A 13,199-nucleotide genomic window follows, 5' to 3' on the forward strand; every position below is an offset into this window, starting at 1 on the left:
CCGTCAAGCCGGCTTCGAAGCGCCGTTAAAGGGGCATCCCGTGCAGGCGATCCGCTACCGGACCGGTCTCGACCGCAACACATTTCGCCCCCTGACCGGCTGGGCGCATGTGCAGCAGTCGATCGCCGTCATCTGGACCACGCGTCTCCTGACCCGCGTGATGCGGCTTTCATTCGGCTCGGACGTGCGCTCCTGGCTGGCCGAGGATCTGACGCCTGAGACGGCGATCGGCATCTATGACGAGCTGGTCACGGCCGTGCACACCCACGAGCCGGAATACCGGATCCGCGACCTGCAGTTCGTTTCGCTGACGCGCGAGGGCGGCCTCGGCCTGAAGCACGGCGGCATCTACTACCCCGAGGGGCGCCTCGGCAATTACACGATCGCCCAGCCGGTCGCCGCCTCGCTGCCGCTGGCCGCCCGCGAAGGCTGGTACCGGCGCAATGCCGTCCTGGGTGTCGGCACGACCGGGAGGGCGGCCGCATGAGCGCCTGGACCCTGGACGATCTCGCCGGCCTGGCGCGGCCGGCGATCCTCGAAGAGCTGTCGATCGACGCGATCTTCGCGGCACGCCAGGCCGAACTGGTCGAGCGCCTGGTGGCCGCCGGGATCGACTACTCGGTCGAGGATCTGGAGACCGATCCGGCCATGATCCTCCTGCAGGAGGCGGCCTTCGAGGAGACGATCCTCCGCGGGCGGACGAACGACGTGGCCCGTGCGCGGTACCTCTATTATGCGCGCCTGACCGAGGTCGACCATCTCGGCGCCTTCTACGATGTGACCAGGCTGGCGGGCGAGCCGGACGCGCGCTTCAAGCTGCGCATCCGCCTGGCCGTCCAGGGCCGCTCGACCGGCGGGACCGAGCCCGGCTACCGGGGCGCGGCGCTCGGCGCCTCGCTCAGGGTGGCCGATGCGCGGGTCTATCGCGACGGCCGCGCGCCGATCATCCATGTCGCGGTGTTCAGCACCGACAATAACGGCGTCGCCGACGCGACCCTGCTGGCTCAGGTCCGGACCGCACTGGAGCGGTCGGAGTTCCTGGTCATCAACGACACGATCGACGTGCGCTCGGCCGTGGTCGACGTGGTCCCGGTCGCCGCGGATCTCTGGCTCCTGCCGGATGCCGACGTGGGCCTCATCACCACCCTGCGCGACGGCCTGCAGGCCGCCTGGGCGGAGGCCTCGGGGCTCGGCCGCGATCTGACGCGCGCCTGGCTGTTGTCGAAGCTGATGGCCGACGGTGTCGCCAATGTGGTCGTGACCGCGCCGGCGGCCGATCTGGTGGTGCCCTTCGACAAGGCGGTCCGGCTCGGCCTGCCGGTGCTGACCTACCGGGGGAGGTCCTATTGACCGCTCACGTCGAGGTCCTGCCCGGGAATGCGACCGACTTCGAGTTGGCGCTCGCGGCCGTGCTCGATCCGCATGCCCGGCTCGCCGATGCGGTCGAGGCGATCCGCGTCGCCGACCAGGCGCCGCCGGTGCCGTTCCTGCCGTTCCGGGTCTGGGAATTGGGCTTGGGCGAACTGACCCCCTATGTCCCGAACGTCTTCGCCTTGATCAGCGAGGGCGTGCGCTGGCAGCGGGTCCGGGGCACGCGGGCGGCGATCGACCGGGCGCTGACCTGGCTCGGCTATGCCGGCGCGCTCGAATGGCAGCCGACCCGACGGCGCTGGTGGAACGGCGTGCAGCTGGCGCTTGACCGGTTCCGCGATGCCGAGGAGCCCGATCTCGACCGGATCGAAGGCCTCATGGGCCTGTCGCTGCCGTTCCGCAGCGACTTCCTGCGCGGGTTCCGCGGCTACGACGTGCGCGCGGCCGAGACGGGCTGGACGCGGACTTCCGCCTGCATGCTGTCGGACTGGTCCGGCGCCAGGCTGCACCAGGCCGCGATCGCGCCGCACCGGCAGGGAGCCTCAGCGCCAAAGTGGAGCTTCGGCCGGGAATGGCTGGTCGACCAGGCGGCGGCCGAACCGGACCTCAGCGCCCTCGGCGTCTGGATCGAGCCGGGCGGCGGATCGCCGCTGTGGTCGAGCCTGACGGTGCCGTGGTCCGGCGACATCAGCCACTGGACCGACAGCGCGGACGTGATCCGCCGGCGGGCGATCGCGACCGCGCTCGACGGCCGGCGCTGCTGGGTCCGCTTCGAGGATGACGACGGCACGATCGGCCATGCCCGGGCACGGGTGCGGGCGGTCGCCGCGCAGGTCGGCGGCGAGTATCGCGTCGCCGGCCAGGACTGGACCTGCCGAACCGACAGCCCGACCGCGGTTCTGGTCTCGGCCCTGACCCGCTTCGGGGATGGGTTCGGCGATAGCGCCGGGGCCGGCCGGACCGCCACCCGCATGGGTCTGCTGTTCGATGCCGAGCCGGTCGCGCCCCTGAAGCCGGCCATTCCATGGGCCGGGCCGGACGACCTGGCCGGCGGAACGATGGTGCCGTCCTCGATCGGACCCGGTGCCCTGCCGTGGTTCGACAGTCCCGAGTCCGACCGCCTCGTCGCCGAGACCGCCTGCACCATTCCCTTCGGCCGGACCGTGCGCGAGCAGGTCCGCTTCCTGTTGAGGCTCTGATGCCCTACGAGCACCCCTCCGGTCTGCCCTCGACCTACGACCGCGCGGCCAGCGGCCCGAACCGCGCCCGCCTCCTGTTCAGCGAGGGGGCCTTCCTCCAGGGCGCCGACCTCAACGAGGCCCAGTCGATCATCGAGCGCCGCGGCCGTCGGGTCGGCGACATGGTCGCCCGCGACGGCGACCGGATCGACGGCGCCGGCATCACGGTCGATGTCGAGGCCGGTACCGTGTCGCTCGCCGCCGGCCGCATCTATGTGCGCGGCGATGTCCGGCCGGTCGCGGCCGCGACCCTGACGGCCGTGCCGATGACCGGCGAGATCGTGATCGGCGTGCGCCTGGTCACCGTCCTGGTAACCGCCGAGGACGACCCCAGCCTCAACGGCCTGGAGCCCGGCTCGCTCGCCGAGGGCGAACCCGGCGCGGCGCGCCAGGAGGAGACCATCGCCTGGGCGCGCGCCGGCGTCGCCGGGCCCGGCGACTTCTATCCGGTCTATCTGCTGCGCGACGGCACGGTCATCGACCAGACGCCGCCGCCGTCGCTGTCCGGCGTCAATGCCGCCATCGCCCTCTACGACCGGCAGGCCCACGGGCACTATATCGTCGACGGCTGCGAGGTGACGGCGCTCGGCAAGATCGGCGCCGACTGGGTCTATTCGATCGGCGCCGGCGTCGCCAACATCTCGGGCTTCAAGCGGACCCGCGAGGCATCGCTCCGCCATGCCGAGACCGAGGTGGTCGACCTGCAGGCGATCGCGGCCGAGCCTCGGACCTTCGTCGCCGACGGCGCGGCGATCGCCGTCCTGCAGCCGCCGATCGCCGCGGTGACCGCGGCCGTGGTGGTCAAACAGGTCACCGAGAGCGTCGTCCGTGGCGGCGTCGCCGGCGGCCTGGACCTGCTCGGCCACACCTCGGTCGTGTCGATCCAGTCGGTGACGCAGGGCGCGACCACCTTCGGGACGTCGACCTACGCGCTCGCCGGGAACTCGATCTCCTGGGCGCCGGCCGGGGCCGAGCCGGCGGCCGCCAGCTCCTACAGCGTGACCTATCGCTACAACGAGGCCGTCACCCCGGACAGCGTGACCCCCGAGACCGTCACCCTGTCGGGCGGCGTGCCGGGCTCGACCTGCCTGATCAGCTACACCTCGAAGCTGCCGCGCATCGATCTCCTCTGCCTCGACGAACTCGGTCGGCCTGCCTACGTCAAAGGCCTCTCTGCCCGACGCGGCGCCGTGCCGCCGATCGCGCCGACGGCCCTCCTGGCGCTCGCCGAGATCCACAACACCTGGCTGACCCGGCCGACGATCCGCAACAACGGGGTCCACAACCTCACCTATGCCGAGCTGCAGCGGATGCTGGCGCGTCTCATCGACGTGATGGCGATGCTCGACCGGGCGGAGTCGGCCCGCGACATCCTGGAGCGGGAGCCGGTCTCCAAGCGCGGCATCTTCACGGACAACTTCCAGGACGACTTCTATCGCGACCAGGGCGAGGCGCAGACCGCGGCCGCCGGCCTCGGCATCCTGCAGCTCGCCGTCGATCCGATCGCGCTGACCATGCTGGTCTCCGAGCCCGTGACCCTCGACCACACCGAGGCGATCGTGCTGCGCCAGGAGGCGCGCACCGGCTCGATGAAGATCAACCCCTACATCAACACCACCCGGATGCCGGCCGCCCTGAAGCTGGAGCCGCCGGTCGACTTCTGGGTCGAGCGCGAGACCGCGTGGACATCCTCGACCACGATCGAGTTCGCCTCCGGCGCCTCGAGCGCGGCCGCCGGGTCGCTCGGCGAGTCCCTGCGCCGCCGGACCGGGACCACCGGCGCCTCCGCGTCCGCGGCGACCGAGGTGGTCGCCCAGCGGACCGAGCGCGCCGAGGTCCTGCGCGAGATCGAGATCGCCTTCGAGATCCGGGGCTTTGCCGCCGGCGAGGCCCTGGAGCTGCTGACCTTCGACGGTGTCGACGTGACCCCGCCCGGGCCGCTCACGGCGGACGCGTTCGGCATCGTCGCCGGCACCTTCGACATCCCGCCGGGGACCCCGGCCGGCTCCAAGCGGGTGCGGGCCGTGGGCTCGGCCGACAGTGCGGCGACCGCGCTCTTCGTCGGCGAGGGCACGATCCTGGTCGACGTGCTGCGCCGCGTGACCCTGGTCCCGCGGCAGACGCCGCCGGCGGTCGAGACGACGACCAGCGAAGGCGCCGCGGGCGGCGGCAACGGCGCCGACCCGCTGGCGCAGACCTTCGCGCTCGACCAGGCGCGCATGATCCTGGGCTTCGACATCGTCTTCACCGTGAAGGGCAATCCGGACCTCGGCGTGCGCCTGCAGCTCGCCACCGTCGAGAACGGCATCCCGACCGGCGAGGTGCTCGCCGAAGCCTATGTCGACATGCACAGCGTGGTGCTGAATGTCTGGCATCCGATCCGCTTCGCGGTGCCGGTCTATATCCCGGCTGGCGTCTTCTATGCGCCGGTGCTGATGACCGACGATCCCGACCATGCCGTCGCCATCGCGCGGATCGGCGAGGTCGACACGGTCACCGGCGCCTATGTGTCGGCGCAGCCCTATACGGTCGGCGTGCTGCTCTCCAGTTCGAACCGCTCGACCTGGACGCCGCATCAGTTCGAGGACCTGGCGTTCCGGGTGGTCGCGGCCGCCTTCGCGCCGACGACGAAGACCGTCGCCCTCGGCAGCCACGCGCTGACCACGATCTCGGACATCCTGATCCGCGCCGGCGTCGAACTGCCAACGGCGGCGGCGAGCCTGCGCTTCGAGGTCGAACGGCCGACGGGCGAGATCCTGCAACTGGCGCCGGACCAGGTCGCCGAGCTGGCCGCCTATATCACCGAGACCGTGACGGTGCGGGCGATCCTCGCCGGCTCGGAGACCATCGCGCCGATCCTCTATGCCGCACAGATGATCACCGGCCGCATCCGCACGACCGGGACCTATGTCAGCCGGGCCTTCCCGATGGGGACCGGCATCCGCGTCGGCGCGCTCTTCGCCGCGCTCATGCCGGCCGGGGCCACCGTCACGGTCGAGGCCGACGCGGCCGACGACAGCTGGCACGCGCTTAACCCTGGCGATGTCGACAACCTCGGCGGCGGTTGGACCGAGCCGGCCTTCGAGCGGGATCCGCATACCGCCGTCCAGGGCCGCATCCGCCTGTCGCTCGCCGGCGGGCCTGGCGCCCGCCCGCGCCTGGCGCGGCTGCGCGCCTGGTCGATCTGAGGAGGACGCCATGGCCGATCCGCGCTCTTCAAACCGCAACTATCCGGTCCCCTCGACCGAGAATACGATCGAGCAGGACTTCCTGCGCCTGATCGAACTGGTCGGTCTGCTCGATGTCGACTTGGCCACCGTGATCGCGGCGCTGGCCGGCAAGGCCGCCACCGAGCACGACCACGCGATCGACGACATCACGGGGCTCGCCACCGCGCTCTCCGCCAAGGCGGCCGCCAACCACAACCACGCCCTCTCGGGCCTCTCCGACGTGACCGCGACCGGTGCGCCGGTCGGCACCGTGCTGGTCAAGACTTCGGGTGGCTGGCAGGCCGGCGGGCTCGACGCGGCGATCATTCAATCCGGCACCATCGACGCCGCGCGCCTGCCGACCCTCACGACCGGCCTGGCGCCGCTCGCCTCGCCGGCCTTCTCCGGAACCCCGAGCGCCCCGACCCCGGCACCGGGGACCAACACCACCCAGCTGGCCACGACCGCTTTCGTGGCGGCGGCCGCCGCGGCGCTCGTCGCCTCGTCGCCGGCGACACTCGACACGCTCAACGAGCTGGCGGCCGCGCTCGGGAACGACGCCAACTTCGCCACCACGGTCACGACCGCGCTTGGCAACAAGCAGCCCCTCTCGGCCGTGCTGACGGCCTTCGCGGCCCTCGCCTGGACCTCGGGCGACCTCCTCTATGCCGGAGCCGCCGGTGCGCTGGCACGCCTGCCCAAGGGCAGCGACGGCCAGATCCTGACGCTCGCGTCCGGCCTGCCGTCCTGGGCGGCCGCGCCGGCGACCGGGGTGGCGGTCGACAACGGGGCGCTGGCGGTCGGCAGCTTTGCGTTATTGCGCAAGACCAATAGCGGCAGCGTCAATTCGGGCTCGACGATCAACGGCTCGAACCTCAGTCCGTCCTACTACCAGAACTCCGGTGCCGCCTGGACCAACTCCGGATCGGCCAGCGGCAGCTGGCGGAACGTCTCGGGCATCACGATCACCCAGAGCGATATCGGTCTCTTTCAGAGGATTTCGTGATGGACGCCACCGCACCGGTTTGGGCAGATGCCGGCCATACCCGGATCGACCTCATCGTCGATCACCCGGACTTCGGCCCGATCCCCTTCACGGCCGATCCAGACGACGTCGAGGCGCACGGGCGGGACCTCTTCGCCCGCGCCGTCGCCGGCGAGTTCGGTCCGATCGGCCCATATCTGCCGCCGGCCCCGCCTCCGCCCGTCATTCCGGCCGCAATATCCCGCCGGCAATGTGCGGCCGAGATGTTCTCGCGCGCACTGATTTCCGGCCCGGAGGCTGTCGCCATGACCACGACCGCGACGCCGCCGGCCCTGGTTGAGGCCATGCTGGCTGCGCTGCCCGAGTCCGAGCAGACCTTCGCGCGGATCGACTTCGGGGCCTCGGTTTATGCCCGGGGCAACCCGCTGCTCAACGCCCTGATGATCGGGACCGGCGCCAGCCAGGCCGACATCGACGCCTTCTTCATCGCCGCGGCCGCGCGCTGATCGCCACCGTTTCATAGGAGACCATCATGGGCTGGGGATATTTCGAGGGGCGGGACTTCAACGGGGCGGCGCGCAGGCTGAAGGCCTGGATCACCGGCGCCGGTGCGACTGCCGAATACACCCCGGCCGTCAAGGCGGATCTGCAGGTCGGCGGCGCCGACGCGGGCCACGACAACGCCGTGCCGATCGCCGAGGCAGCAGGGGCGGCCATCACCGGGGCGGCCCTGCCGGCCGGTGGCGTCGGACTGACCGGCTGGCTCTCGGCGATCTGGACCCGATTGGGCGGGTCCTTGACCACCGTTGGAGCGGCCTCCGAAGCCCATCTCGGCGAGGTCGGCGGGCGGATCATCCGCGCCGCGCCGGCGGCCTTGCCGGCGACCTCGACCGCGGCTTACGCGTCGGGCGATGCGCTCGGCACCAAGATGCAGCTTGCCGGCGCCCTGCGCGTCGCCGGCGGCTCGGGCTACCTGCAGGACCTGACCGTCGCGCTGAAGACGGCCGGCCTGACGGCGGCGCTCGACGCCATCCTGTTCCGTGCCGATCCCGCCGCCTCGACCTTCACCGACAATGTCGCCGTGGTGGTCGCCGCCGCCGATCTCGACAAGGTCATCGGCGTCGTCTCCTTCACCCGGATCACCAGCCTCGGCGGCGGCACACTCTACGAGGCCAATCAGCTCGCCCGCTCGATCAAGCTCTCGGCCGGCCAGGACATCTGGCTGGCCCTCGTCTGGCGGGCCGCCCCGACGCTCGGCACCACCACCGACCTCGCCGCCGTGTCGGCAAACGTCGCGGTGGACTGAGCCATGGGCCTGATGCTGCCCTCGCGCCGGCTCCTCGCCCGGGGCGCGCCTTGGTGGCGCCGGCCCGAGCACCTGCTCGACGGGGTCGCGCCGGGCCTCTTCGTCGACGTGCTCAACCGCCGCCACGCGCTTGCCGGCGCGGCCGTCCCGCTCGCCTCTGTCCTGACCGTCACGGCCGCGAGCGGCAAGACATATTGGGACGGGGCCATCCTTCGGACCGCCGCCGCCAATGAAGCCCGGATCGACTGGAGCGGCGGCGCGGCCGAGCTGCTGCTGGAGGGGCCGGCGACCAATCTCTGCCCGGTCTCGGCCGACTTCACGGCGGCGGCCTGGGTCAAGTCGGGCTTCACGGCTTCGCCCGCCACGCTCTCGAACGGCATCGGCGGCACGGCCTTCTCCGGCATGCCGAACCTCGTGCTCTACGACCAGACGGGCGCCACATTCTTCACGGCCGAAATCCCCCGGCCGGCACCTTCGGCCCTGACCAAACGGGCCAGCTACACCTTCACGACCCCGGCCGGCTGCACGGCTATTCGGTTCTATGCCCTCCGCAACGGCGGCAGCGCCTATGCCTATATCCTCGCCAGCGTGACCGCTTCGACGACCTACACGGCTTCCTGGTTCGAGGAGGCCGGGGTCTTGGGCGGGGTGCAGATCGAGGCCGGCGCGGTGGCGACCTCCTACATTCCGACGACCGGGGCCGCGGCGACCCGCGCGACCGATCTCTGCCAGCTGACAGCCGGTGCGGCCGCGGCCATCCAGGGCGTCTCGGCGGCTGTGGCCTGGCGCGGGACGATCCCGGTGGCGCTCGCCGGCCAGCTGATCGTCGGCCTCGGCGACGCAGCGCACAGCATTCGCGCCACCAATGCGCCGACCAGCCGCATCGGCCTGTTCGGCGATACCGTTGCGACCAGCCCGGGCAATGACGTGATCCCGGGAGCCGTCGGGATCTGCGCCGGCTGGGGCACGTCCGGCTCGCGGCTCGGCGTCAACGGCACGGCTTCCACCGCCGCCGAGACCAATGTCTGGGCGTCGACGATCTATCTCGGCCCGTCGACCGGCATCGCCACTGGGCAGACCCTGCGGCTGCGCCAGCTGGTCGGCTGGACGCTGACCGACCGGCCGTCGACGGCGGCCGCCATTGCCCAAGCGAGGCTCGCGGCATGAAGACGATCTTCCTGCGCTTCACCGATCGCGCCGAGGCGCTGGCCCTGCTCGGTGCAGCCGGCCTGACGGTCGCGCCCCGGACCGAGACCGAGACCGAGACCGGCCCGGCGCTGCCGCCGCTGATCATGACCGCGGCCGGCCCGGTCTATCCCGATCTCGTCTTCGGCACCGGCATCGTCGCGCTGCCGACCGGCGCTCTTGATGGCGACGGTCAGCCAATCCTGGCGCCGGCCGACGGCTGCCACGTCAACCTGCTCGCGCCGGACGGCTGGCCGCTGCCGGGGCCGATCGCCGGCAAAGTCGTCACACCCGACAGCCCGGTGTGTGTGTTTGTTGGATAGAGCTTCAGCACCCGTCAAAAAAAACCCGACGCGTGGCGCGCCGGGTTTCCGCCGAGGTTGGGCGGAGGACGATCGGGTGGGGAAGTTCTCCGATGAAGCCTACAATAGGGGGGCGCTTCGGGCCGTGAGTCAATCTCCATGGAGCCGCGCCGGAAGGCTGGCGGTTCCAGAAATGCCCTGTACATATATAATCAAAAATAGATGTGAGGGCAGGCGATGGAGCGGCTGGTTTTGACGCTCGACTTCAATCGGATCGGGAACAACGCCTACGAGACCATTTGCTCCGACTTGGACGGATTTCGCTTCGTGGATGCCGATCTCGGCTATTCGTATCAGCTGGCCTCAATCCGCATTAAACGTTGGTTCCACAACCGAGCATTCGAGGTTTCGGTTGAGCCCGGCATGTTCAAATATCCTGATCCGCCGCGGCCCGACGTCATGTTATGTGCGGAGTGCACCGTGTCTCGCGCTCGGCAGTCACAAATCGACCCAACGCACATACACTTCCCGAGGCCGCAGTCGGAGGTGGTTGAAGCGTTTCTGCGGTACTGGGCTTCCGTTGAAATCGTCGAACGGGCATTGCGGTCGTGAGGCTGACCAACAACTGTCTACCGAGTGACCGTTTCGGCGGGGAGCGGCACAGGCACCCGGTTGCCGCCTTGATTAAGATGGTCCTGCACGGTCGCACTGAGTAGCGCGATATCTCGCAAGAGCATCTTCAACTGATTTGTAGCAATCTGTCGTCGGAACCGCCCCTCCGCCGTCGATTGATTTGAGAGGATTATGGTTTCTGACATCGCGATACAGCCTTGACCAATGCAGTGCGCCATCTCCGGAAAATGCCTTTCAAGACGGCTGGCGAGTTCTCGCATATGATCCAGCTTGCACAGCAGGCTCATGTCGTTATCGCCCATTTGCGCACTAGGAGACATTGTTCGTCCTATGGGGATCGAGCCACGATCCGCACATACACGCCGCCACCTTAATGAGGGCCTAGCAGGCGGGTGCGAGAAGTCCCTAGGAGAGGGCTGACCGCGGTCAGCCTGTGATGCGACACCGCTCCGCCGCAGTCTCGCCGGGTCCGCGTCCTTCGCGCAAGCCCCGATTTTCGAGCCCCGGAGCCCCTCATGTCCGCCACCTCGCCCTTCGTCGGCGTGCGCGTCTTCAGCGATCTGTCGCAGACGATCGCCTCGATCGACACCCGGGACTCCACCGTCATCGGCATGTGCCTGCCGGCGCCGCTGGCCGACAACGTCGCCTATCCGCTGAACGAGCCGGTGCGGCTGGCGACCGACAATCCGGAGGCGATTGAGGCGCTCGGCGCCGGCCTGGCGCGCGATACCGTCAACCAGATCATGTCCGAGGGCATCCACACCGACATCGCCTTCGTCCGCGTGGCGCATTCGACGCTGACCGATCCGGCCGCGAAGCTCGCCGCCGAGATCGGCTCGATCGTCGGCTCGGCCGGGGCGAAGACCGGTATCTGGGCGCTCCTGGAGGCGAAGGACGAGTTGAAGATCGAGCCGGGGTTGATCCTGGCGCCCGGCTACACCGCCGGCCGACCGGATGACGCGGCCAATCCGGTGATCACCGCGATGGACGCGGTCTGCTCGCGGATCATCGACTGCATGGCCGTGGTCGACGCGCCCTCGACCAACCGCGAGGCCGCGGCCGAGCATGCGGCCGACTTCGCGACCTCGCTCAACATCATCGACTGCTATCCCAACGTCCGGGTCTATCTGGACGGGGCCTCGGTGATCCGGCCGATGTCGCCGCATGTGGCGGCCGCGATCGTGCGACGGGACAAGGAGGTCGGAACCCCGTTCAAGGCGGCCTGGAACCGGCCCTTGAAGGGCATTCTGGGGCCGTCGCAGCGCGTCACCTACCGGGACGGCGACACGGCCACGGACGGCAACTATCTGCCGCAGAACGGGCTCGCCACCGTGATCGAGGGCAAGCTCCTGTGGGCGCCGTTCTCGACCGCGACGGATCCGACCGTGCGATCCTATCGGAGCATCAAGCGGATCCGGACGCGGCGCTCGATCGAGAAGGCCCTGTCGCGAGCCCTGCGGGGATACCTGTCCGAGGACCTCGGGCCGCATCTGGTCACCCTGATCACCCGCTCGCTCTCCGAGGCCTGCGAGGAGCGCAAGGCCTTCGGCGCCCTGGTCGACTACGAGATCCTGTGGTCGCGCAGCCTCAACACGGTCACCACGCTGCGCGACGGCATCCTCCGGCTGAAGCTGCGGTTTGAGGAGACGCCGGACCTGGTCGACCTGCAGATCTTCTCCGAGCCCCAGCCGGAGGCCTTCGAGGTGCTGCAGGACTCCATCGCCCAGGCGATCCAGCGCCTCGGCAACCCCAACGTCCGCGCCGTCGCCTGATCGGCCACTGAGGAGCCTGCCCCATGGAACGGATCATCTACGGCTCGAACTGGTGGATGGGAACGCTGAACCTCCGCCTGATGGTGGCCGCCGGCAAGCTGCCGGACCTGAAGCGGACGATGGAGAAACTGCCGACCTCCGGCAGCTGGTACAACTTGAGCCTTCCCTACGAGATCGAAGAACTTCAGGCCGAGTTCGACCTGAACGGCCCGGACGAGCGCATCCGCTCGCGCTTCGGCCGCGAGCCCGGCGACTGGACCACGCTCTACTACTACGAGCGCATCCGCGACTGTAAGGCCGGCAAGAACCTCGGCCGGGCTGTCGTTCTGAGGGGGCTGATCAACGACATCACGCCGCAGCGGACGCGACAACTGCGCGGCGAGGACACCACGAAGGTGATGATGTCGTCGATCGTCCTCTACCACGACCAGCAGGACGGGCGGACCGTCCACAAGTTCGACTTCTTCAACAACCAGCTCGTGATCGACGGGATCGACTACTCCGCCGAACACAACCAGATCATCGCCGCCTGACCCCGGCGGCGAGACCCGTTCGACGCGCCCGCGCCCAACCCAGGAACCGCCCATGACCGCCGATCGCCCGCCCGCCGGTCCCCAGGCCGCCGCCCAGACCGACCGCCTCCTGCCGGACGACGGCCGGCCGATCTCGCCGCTCGGCAGCGATTTCGAACTGCCTCCCGACGACATGGTCGAGCAGCTCGACAACCAGGCGCCGGCCAAGGCCCCAGCACTGGCGGCGAAGCCTGCGGCCGCGCTCGACTTCGTGGATGCCGCGGTGCGCGTCTATCCTCTGGCGCGGCCCTTCCGGCATGAGGGACGGATCGTCGAGGCGATCACGCTGCGGCGGCTGACGGTCAGCGAGATCGGGCGCCTGCGCGACGTGCTCGGCGAGGGGCTCGACCGCTACGACCTCTATGGGCTGATGGCCGGGCTGCCGGCCGAGGTGATGCGTGGGCTCGACGCTGACGATCTGCCGGTCGTGGAGGCGGCCTACGATTTTTTGCCCCGCTTCATGAAGGACGGCGACTAGAGGCCGATCTCAGCCGCTGGCGCGGCTATGCGGCCCGGGTCGCCGCGACGCTGGCAACGCCGATCGGTCAAGTGCTCGCGCTGGAATGGACCGAGATGCTGCGCTGGTACGCCGAGGCGGCCTCGATCGACGCTGAGACCTGGGGCGT

At 69.8% G+C, this 13,199-nt stretch carries 15 protein-coding genes; 13 read left to right on the plus strand and 2 right to left on the minus strand.

Annotated features, from left to right (window positions below; translation table 11 throughout):
* The first annotated feature begins 40 nt into the window (after positions 1 to 40).
* From KL771_RS27885 to KL771_RS27905, 5 genes are read left to right on the plus strand one after another with little or no spacing between them, the layout of a single operon-like run.
* Positions 41 to 487 carry a GPW/gp25 family protein gene (locus KL771_RS27885; RefSeq protein ID WP_261971792.1) on the plus strand — a complete coding sequence of 149 codons (447 nt, stop codon included), beginning with the start codon at positions 41 to 43 and terminating at the stop codon, positions 485 to 487.
* Complete coding sequence (locus KL771_RS27890) at positions 484 to 1,350, plus strand: baseplate J/gp47 family protein (protein WP_261971778.1); 867 nt, start codon at positions 484 to 486, stop codon at positions 1,348 to 1,350. The genes KL771_RS27885 and KL771_RS27890 overlap by 4 nt, the downstream gene beginning before the upstream one ends.
* The gene (locus KL771_RS27895; RefSeq protein ID WP_261971779.1) at positions 1,347 to 2,570 is read left to right on the plus strand and encodes a phage tail protein; all 1,224 of its coding nucleotides are present in this window, start codon (positions 1,347 to 1,349) and stop codon (positions 2,568 to 2,570) included. The genes KL771_RS27890 and KL771_RS27895 overlap by 4 nt, the downstream gene beginning before the upstream one ends.
* Entirely contained in the window at positions 2,570 to 5,797 is a 3,228-nt protein-coding gene (locus tag KL771_RS27900) for a DUF4815 domain-containing protein (RefSeq protein WP_261971780.1), read from the plus strand. The genes KL771_RS27895 and KL771_RS27900 overlap by 1 nt, the downstream gene beginning before the upstream one ends.
* A gap of 10 nt (positions 5,798 to 5,807) precedes the next feature.
* Complete coding sequence (locus KL771_RS27905; RefSeq protein ID WP_261971781.1) at positions 5,808 to 6,824, plus strand: hypothetical protein; 1,017 nt, start codon at positions 5,808 to 5,810, stop codon at positions 6,822 to 6,824.
* Here KL771_RS27905 and KL771_RS27910 read toward each other — a convergent pair.
* On the minus strand, positions 6,809 to 6,943 hold the full coding sequence (locus KL771_RS27910; protein WP_261971782.1) for a hypothetical protein: 135 nt from the start codon (positions 6,941 to 6,943) through the stop codon (positions 6,809 to 6,811). The genes KL771_RS27905 and KL771_RS27910 overlap by 16 nt on opposite strands.
* A 165-nt stretch (positions 6,944 to 7,108) precedes the next feature.
* On the opposite strand from KL771_RS27910, the gene KL771_RS27915 reads away from it, so the two are divergent.
* The 5 genes from KL771_RS27915 (at position 7,109) to KL771_RS27935 (ending at position 10,208) form a co-directional block, all read left to right on the plus strand.
* Positions 7,109 to 7,309, plus strand: coding sequence for a hypothetical protein (locus tag KL771_RS27915; RefSeq protein WP_261971783.1), 201 nt, complete (start codon positions 7,109 to 7,111; stop codon positions 7,307 to 7,309).
* A gap of 26 nt (positions 7,310 to 7,335) precedes the next feature.
* Positions 7,336 to 8,109, plus strand: a complete 774-nt coding sequence (locus KL771_RS27920; RefSeq protein ID WP_261971784.1) for a hypothetical protein — start codon at positions 7,336 to 7,338, stop codon at positions 8,107 to 8,109.
* 3 nt (positions 8,110 to 8,112) lie between these two features.
* Positions 8,113 to 9,276 carry a hypothetical protein gene (locus KL771_RS27925; RefSeq protein ID WP_261971785.1) on the plus strand — a complete coding sequence of 388 codons (1,164 nt, stop codon included), beginning with the start codon at positions 8,113 to 8,115 and terminating at the stop codon, positions 9,274 to 9,276.
* The gene (locus KL771_RS27930) at positions 9,273 to 9,617 is read left to right on the plus strand and encodes a hypothetical protein (RefSeq protein ID WP_261971786.1); all 345 of its coding nucleotides are present in this window, start codon (positions 9,273 to 9,275) and stop codon (positions 9,615 to 9,617) included. Before KL771_RS27925 ends, KL771_RS27930 begins: the two co-directional genes overlap by 4 nt.
* A gap of 216 nt (positions 9,618 to 9,833) precedes the next feature.
* Positions 9,834 to 10,208 (plus strand): hypothetical protein, encoded by a 375-nt coding sequence (locus tag KL771_RS27935; RefSeq protein ID WP_261971787.1) that lies wholly within the window; start codon positions 9,834 to 9,836, stop codon positions 10,206 to 10,208.
* A gap of 17 nt (positions 10,209 to 10,225) precedes the next feature.
* Here KL771_RS27935 and KL771_RS27940 read toward each other — a convergent pair whose 3' ends face one another.
* The gene (locus tag KL771_RS27940) at positions 10,226 to 10,516 is read right to left on the minus strand and encodes a hypothetical protein (RefSeq protein ID WP_261971788.1); all 291 of its coding nucleotides are present in this window, start codon (positions 10,514 to 10,516) and stop codon (positions 10,226 to 10,228) included.
* A gap of 228 nt (positions 10,517 to 10,744) precedes the next feature.
* Here KL771_RS27940 and KL771_RS27945 point away from each other — a divergent pair, with 228 nt between their 5' ends.
* The 3 genes from KL771_RS27945 to KL771_RS27955 are packed head-to-tail and all read left to right on the plus strand — an operon-like array spanning position 10,745 to position 13,051.
* Positions 10,745 to 12,001 (plus strand): phage tail sheath family protein, encoded by a 1,257-nt coding sequence (locus KL771_RS27945; protein WP_261971789.1) that lies wholly within the window; start codon positions 10,745 to 10,747, stop codon positions 11,999 to 12,001.
* A 23-nt stretch (positions 12,002 to 12,024) separates the two neighbouring features.
* A complete protein-coding gene (locus KL771_RS27950) occupies positions 12,025 to 12,534 on the plus strand; it encodes a phage major tail tube protein (protein WP_261971790.1) in 510 nt (169 codons plus the stop codon).
* Positions 12,535 to 12,586: 52 nt separating this feature from the next.
* Positions 12,587 to 13,051 (plus strand): phage tail assembly protein, encoded by a 465-nt coding sequence (locus tag KL771_RS27955; protein ID WP_261971791.1) that lies wholly within the window; start codon positions 12,587 to 12,589, stop codon positions 13,049 to 13,051.
* The last annotated feature ends 148 nt before the right edge of the window (positions 13,052 to 13,199 follow it).

It is taken from the genome of Prosthecodimorpha staleyi, from assembly GCF_018729455.1.
In the GTDB taxonomy this organism is placed as follows: domain Bacteria; phylum Pseudomonadota; class Alphaproteobacteria; order Rhizobiales; family Ancalomicrobiaceae; genus Prosthecodimorpha; species Prosthecodimorpha staleyi.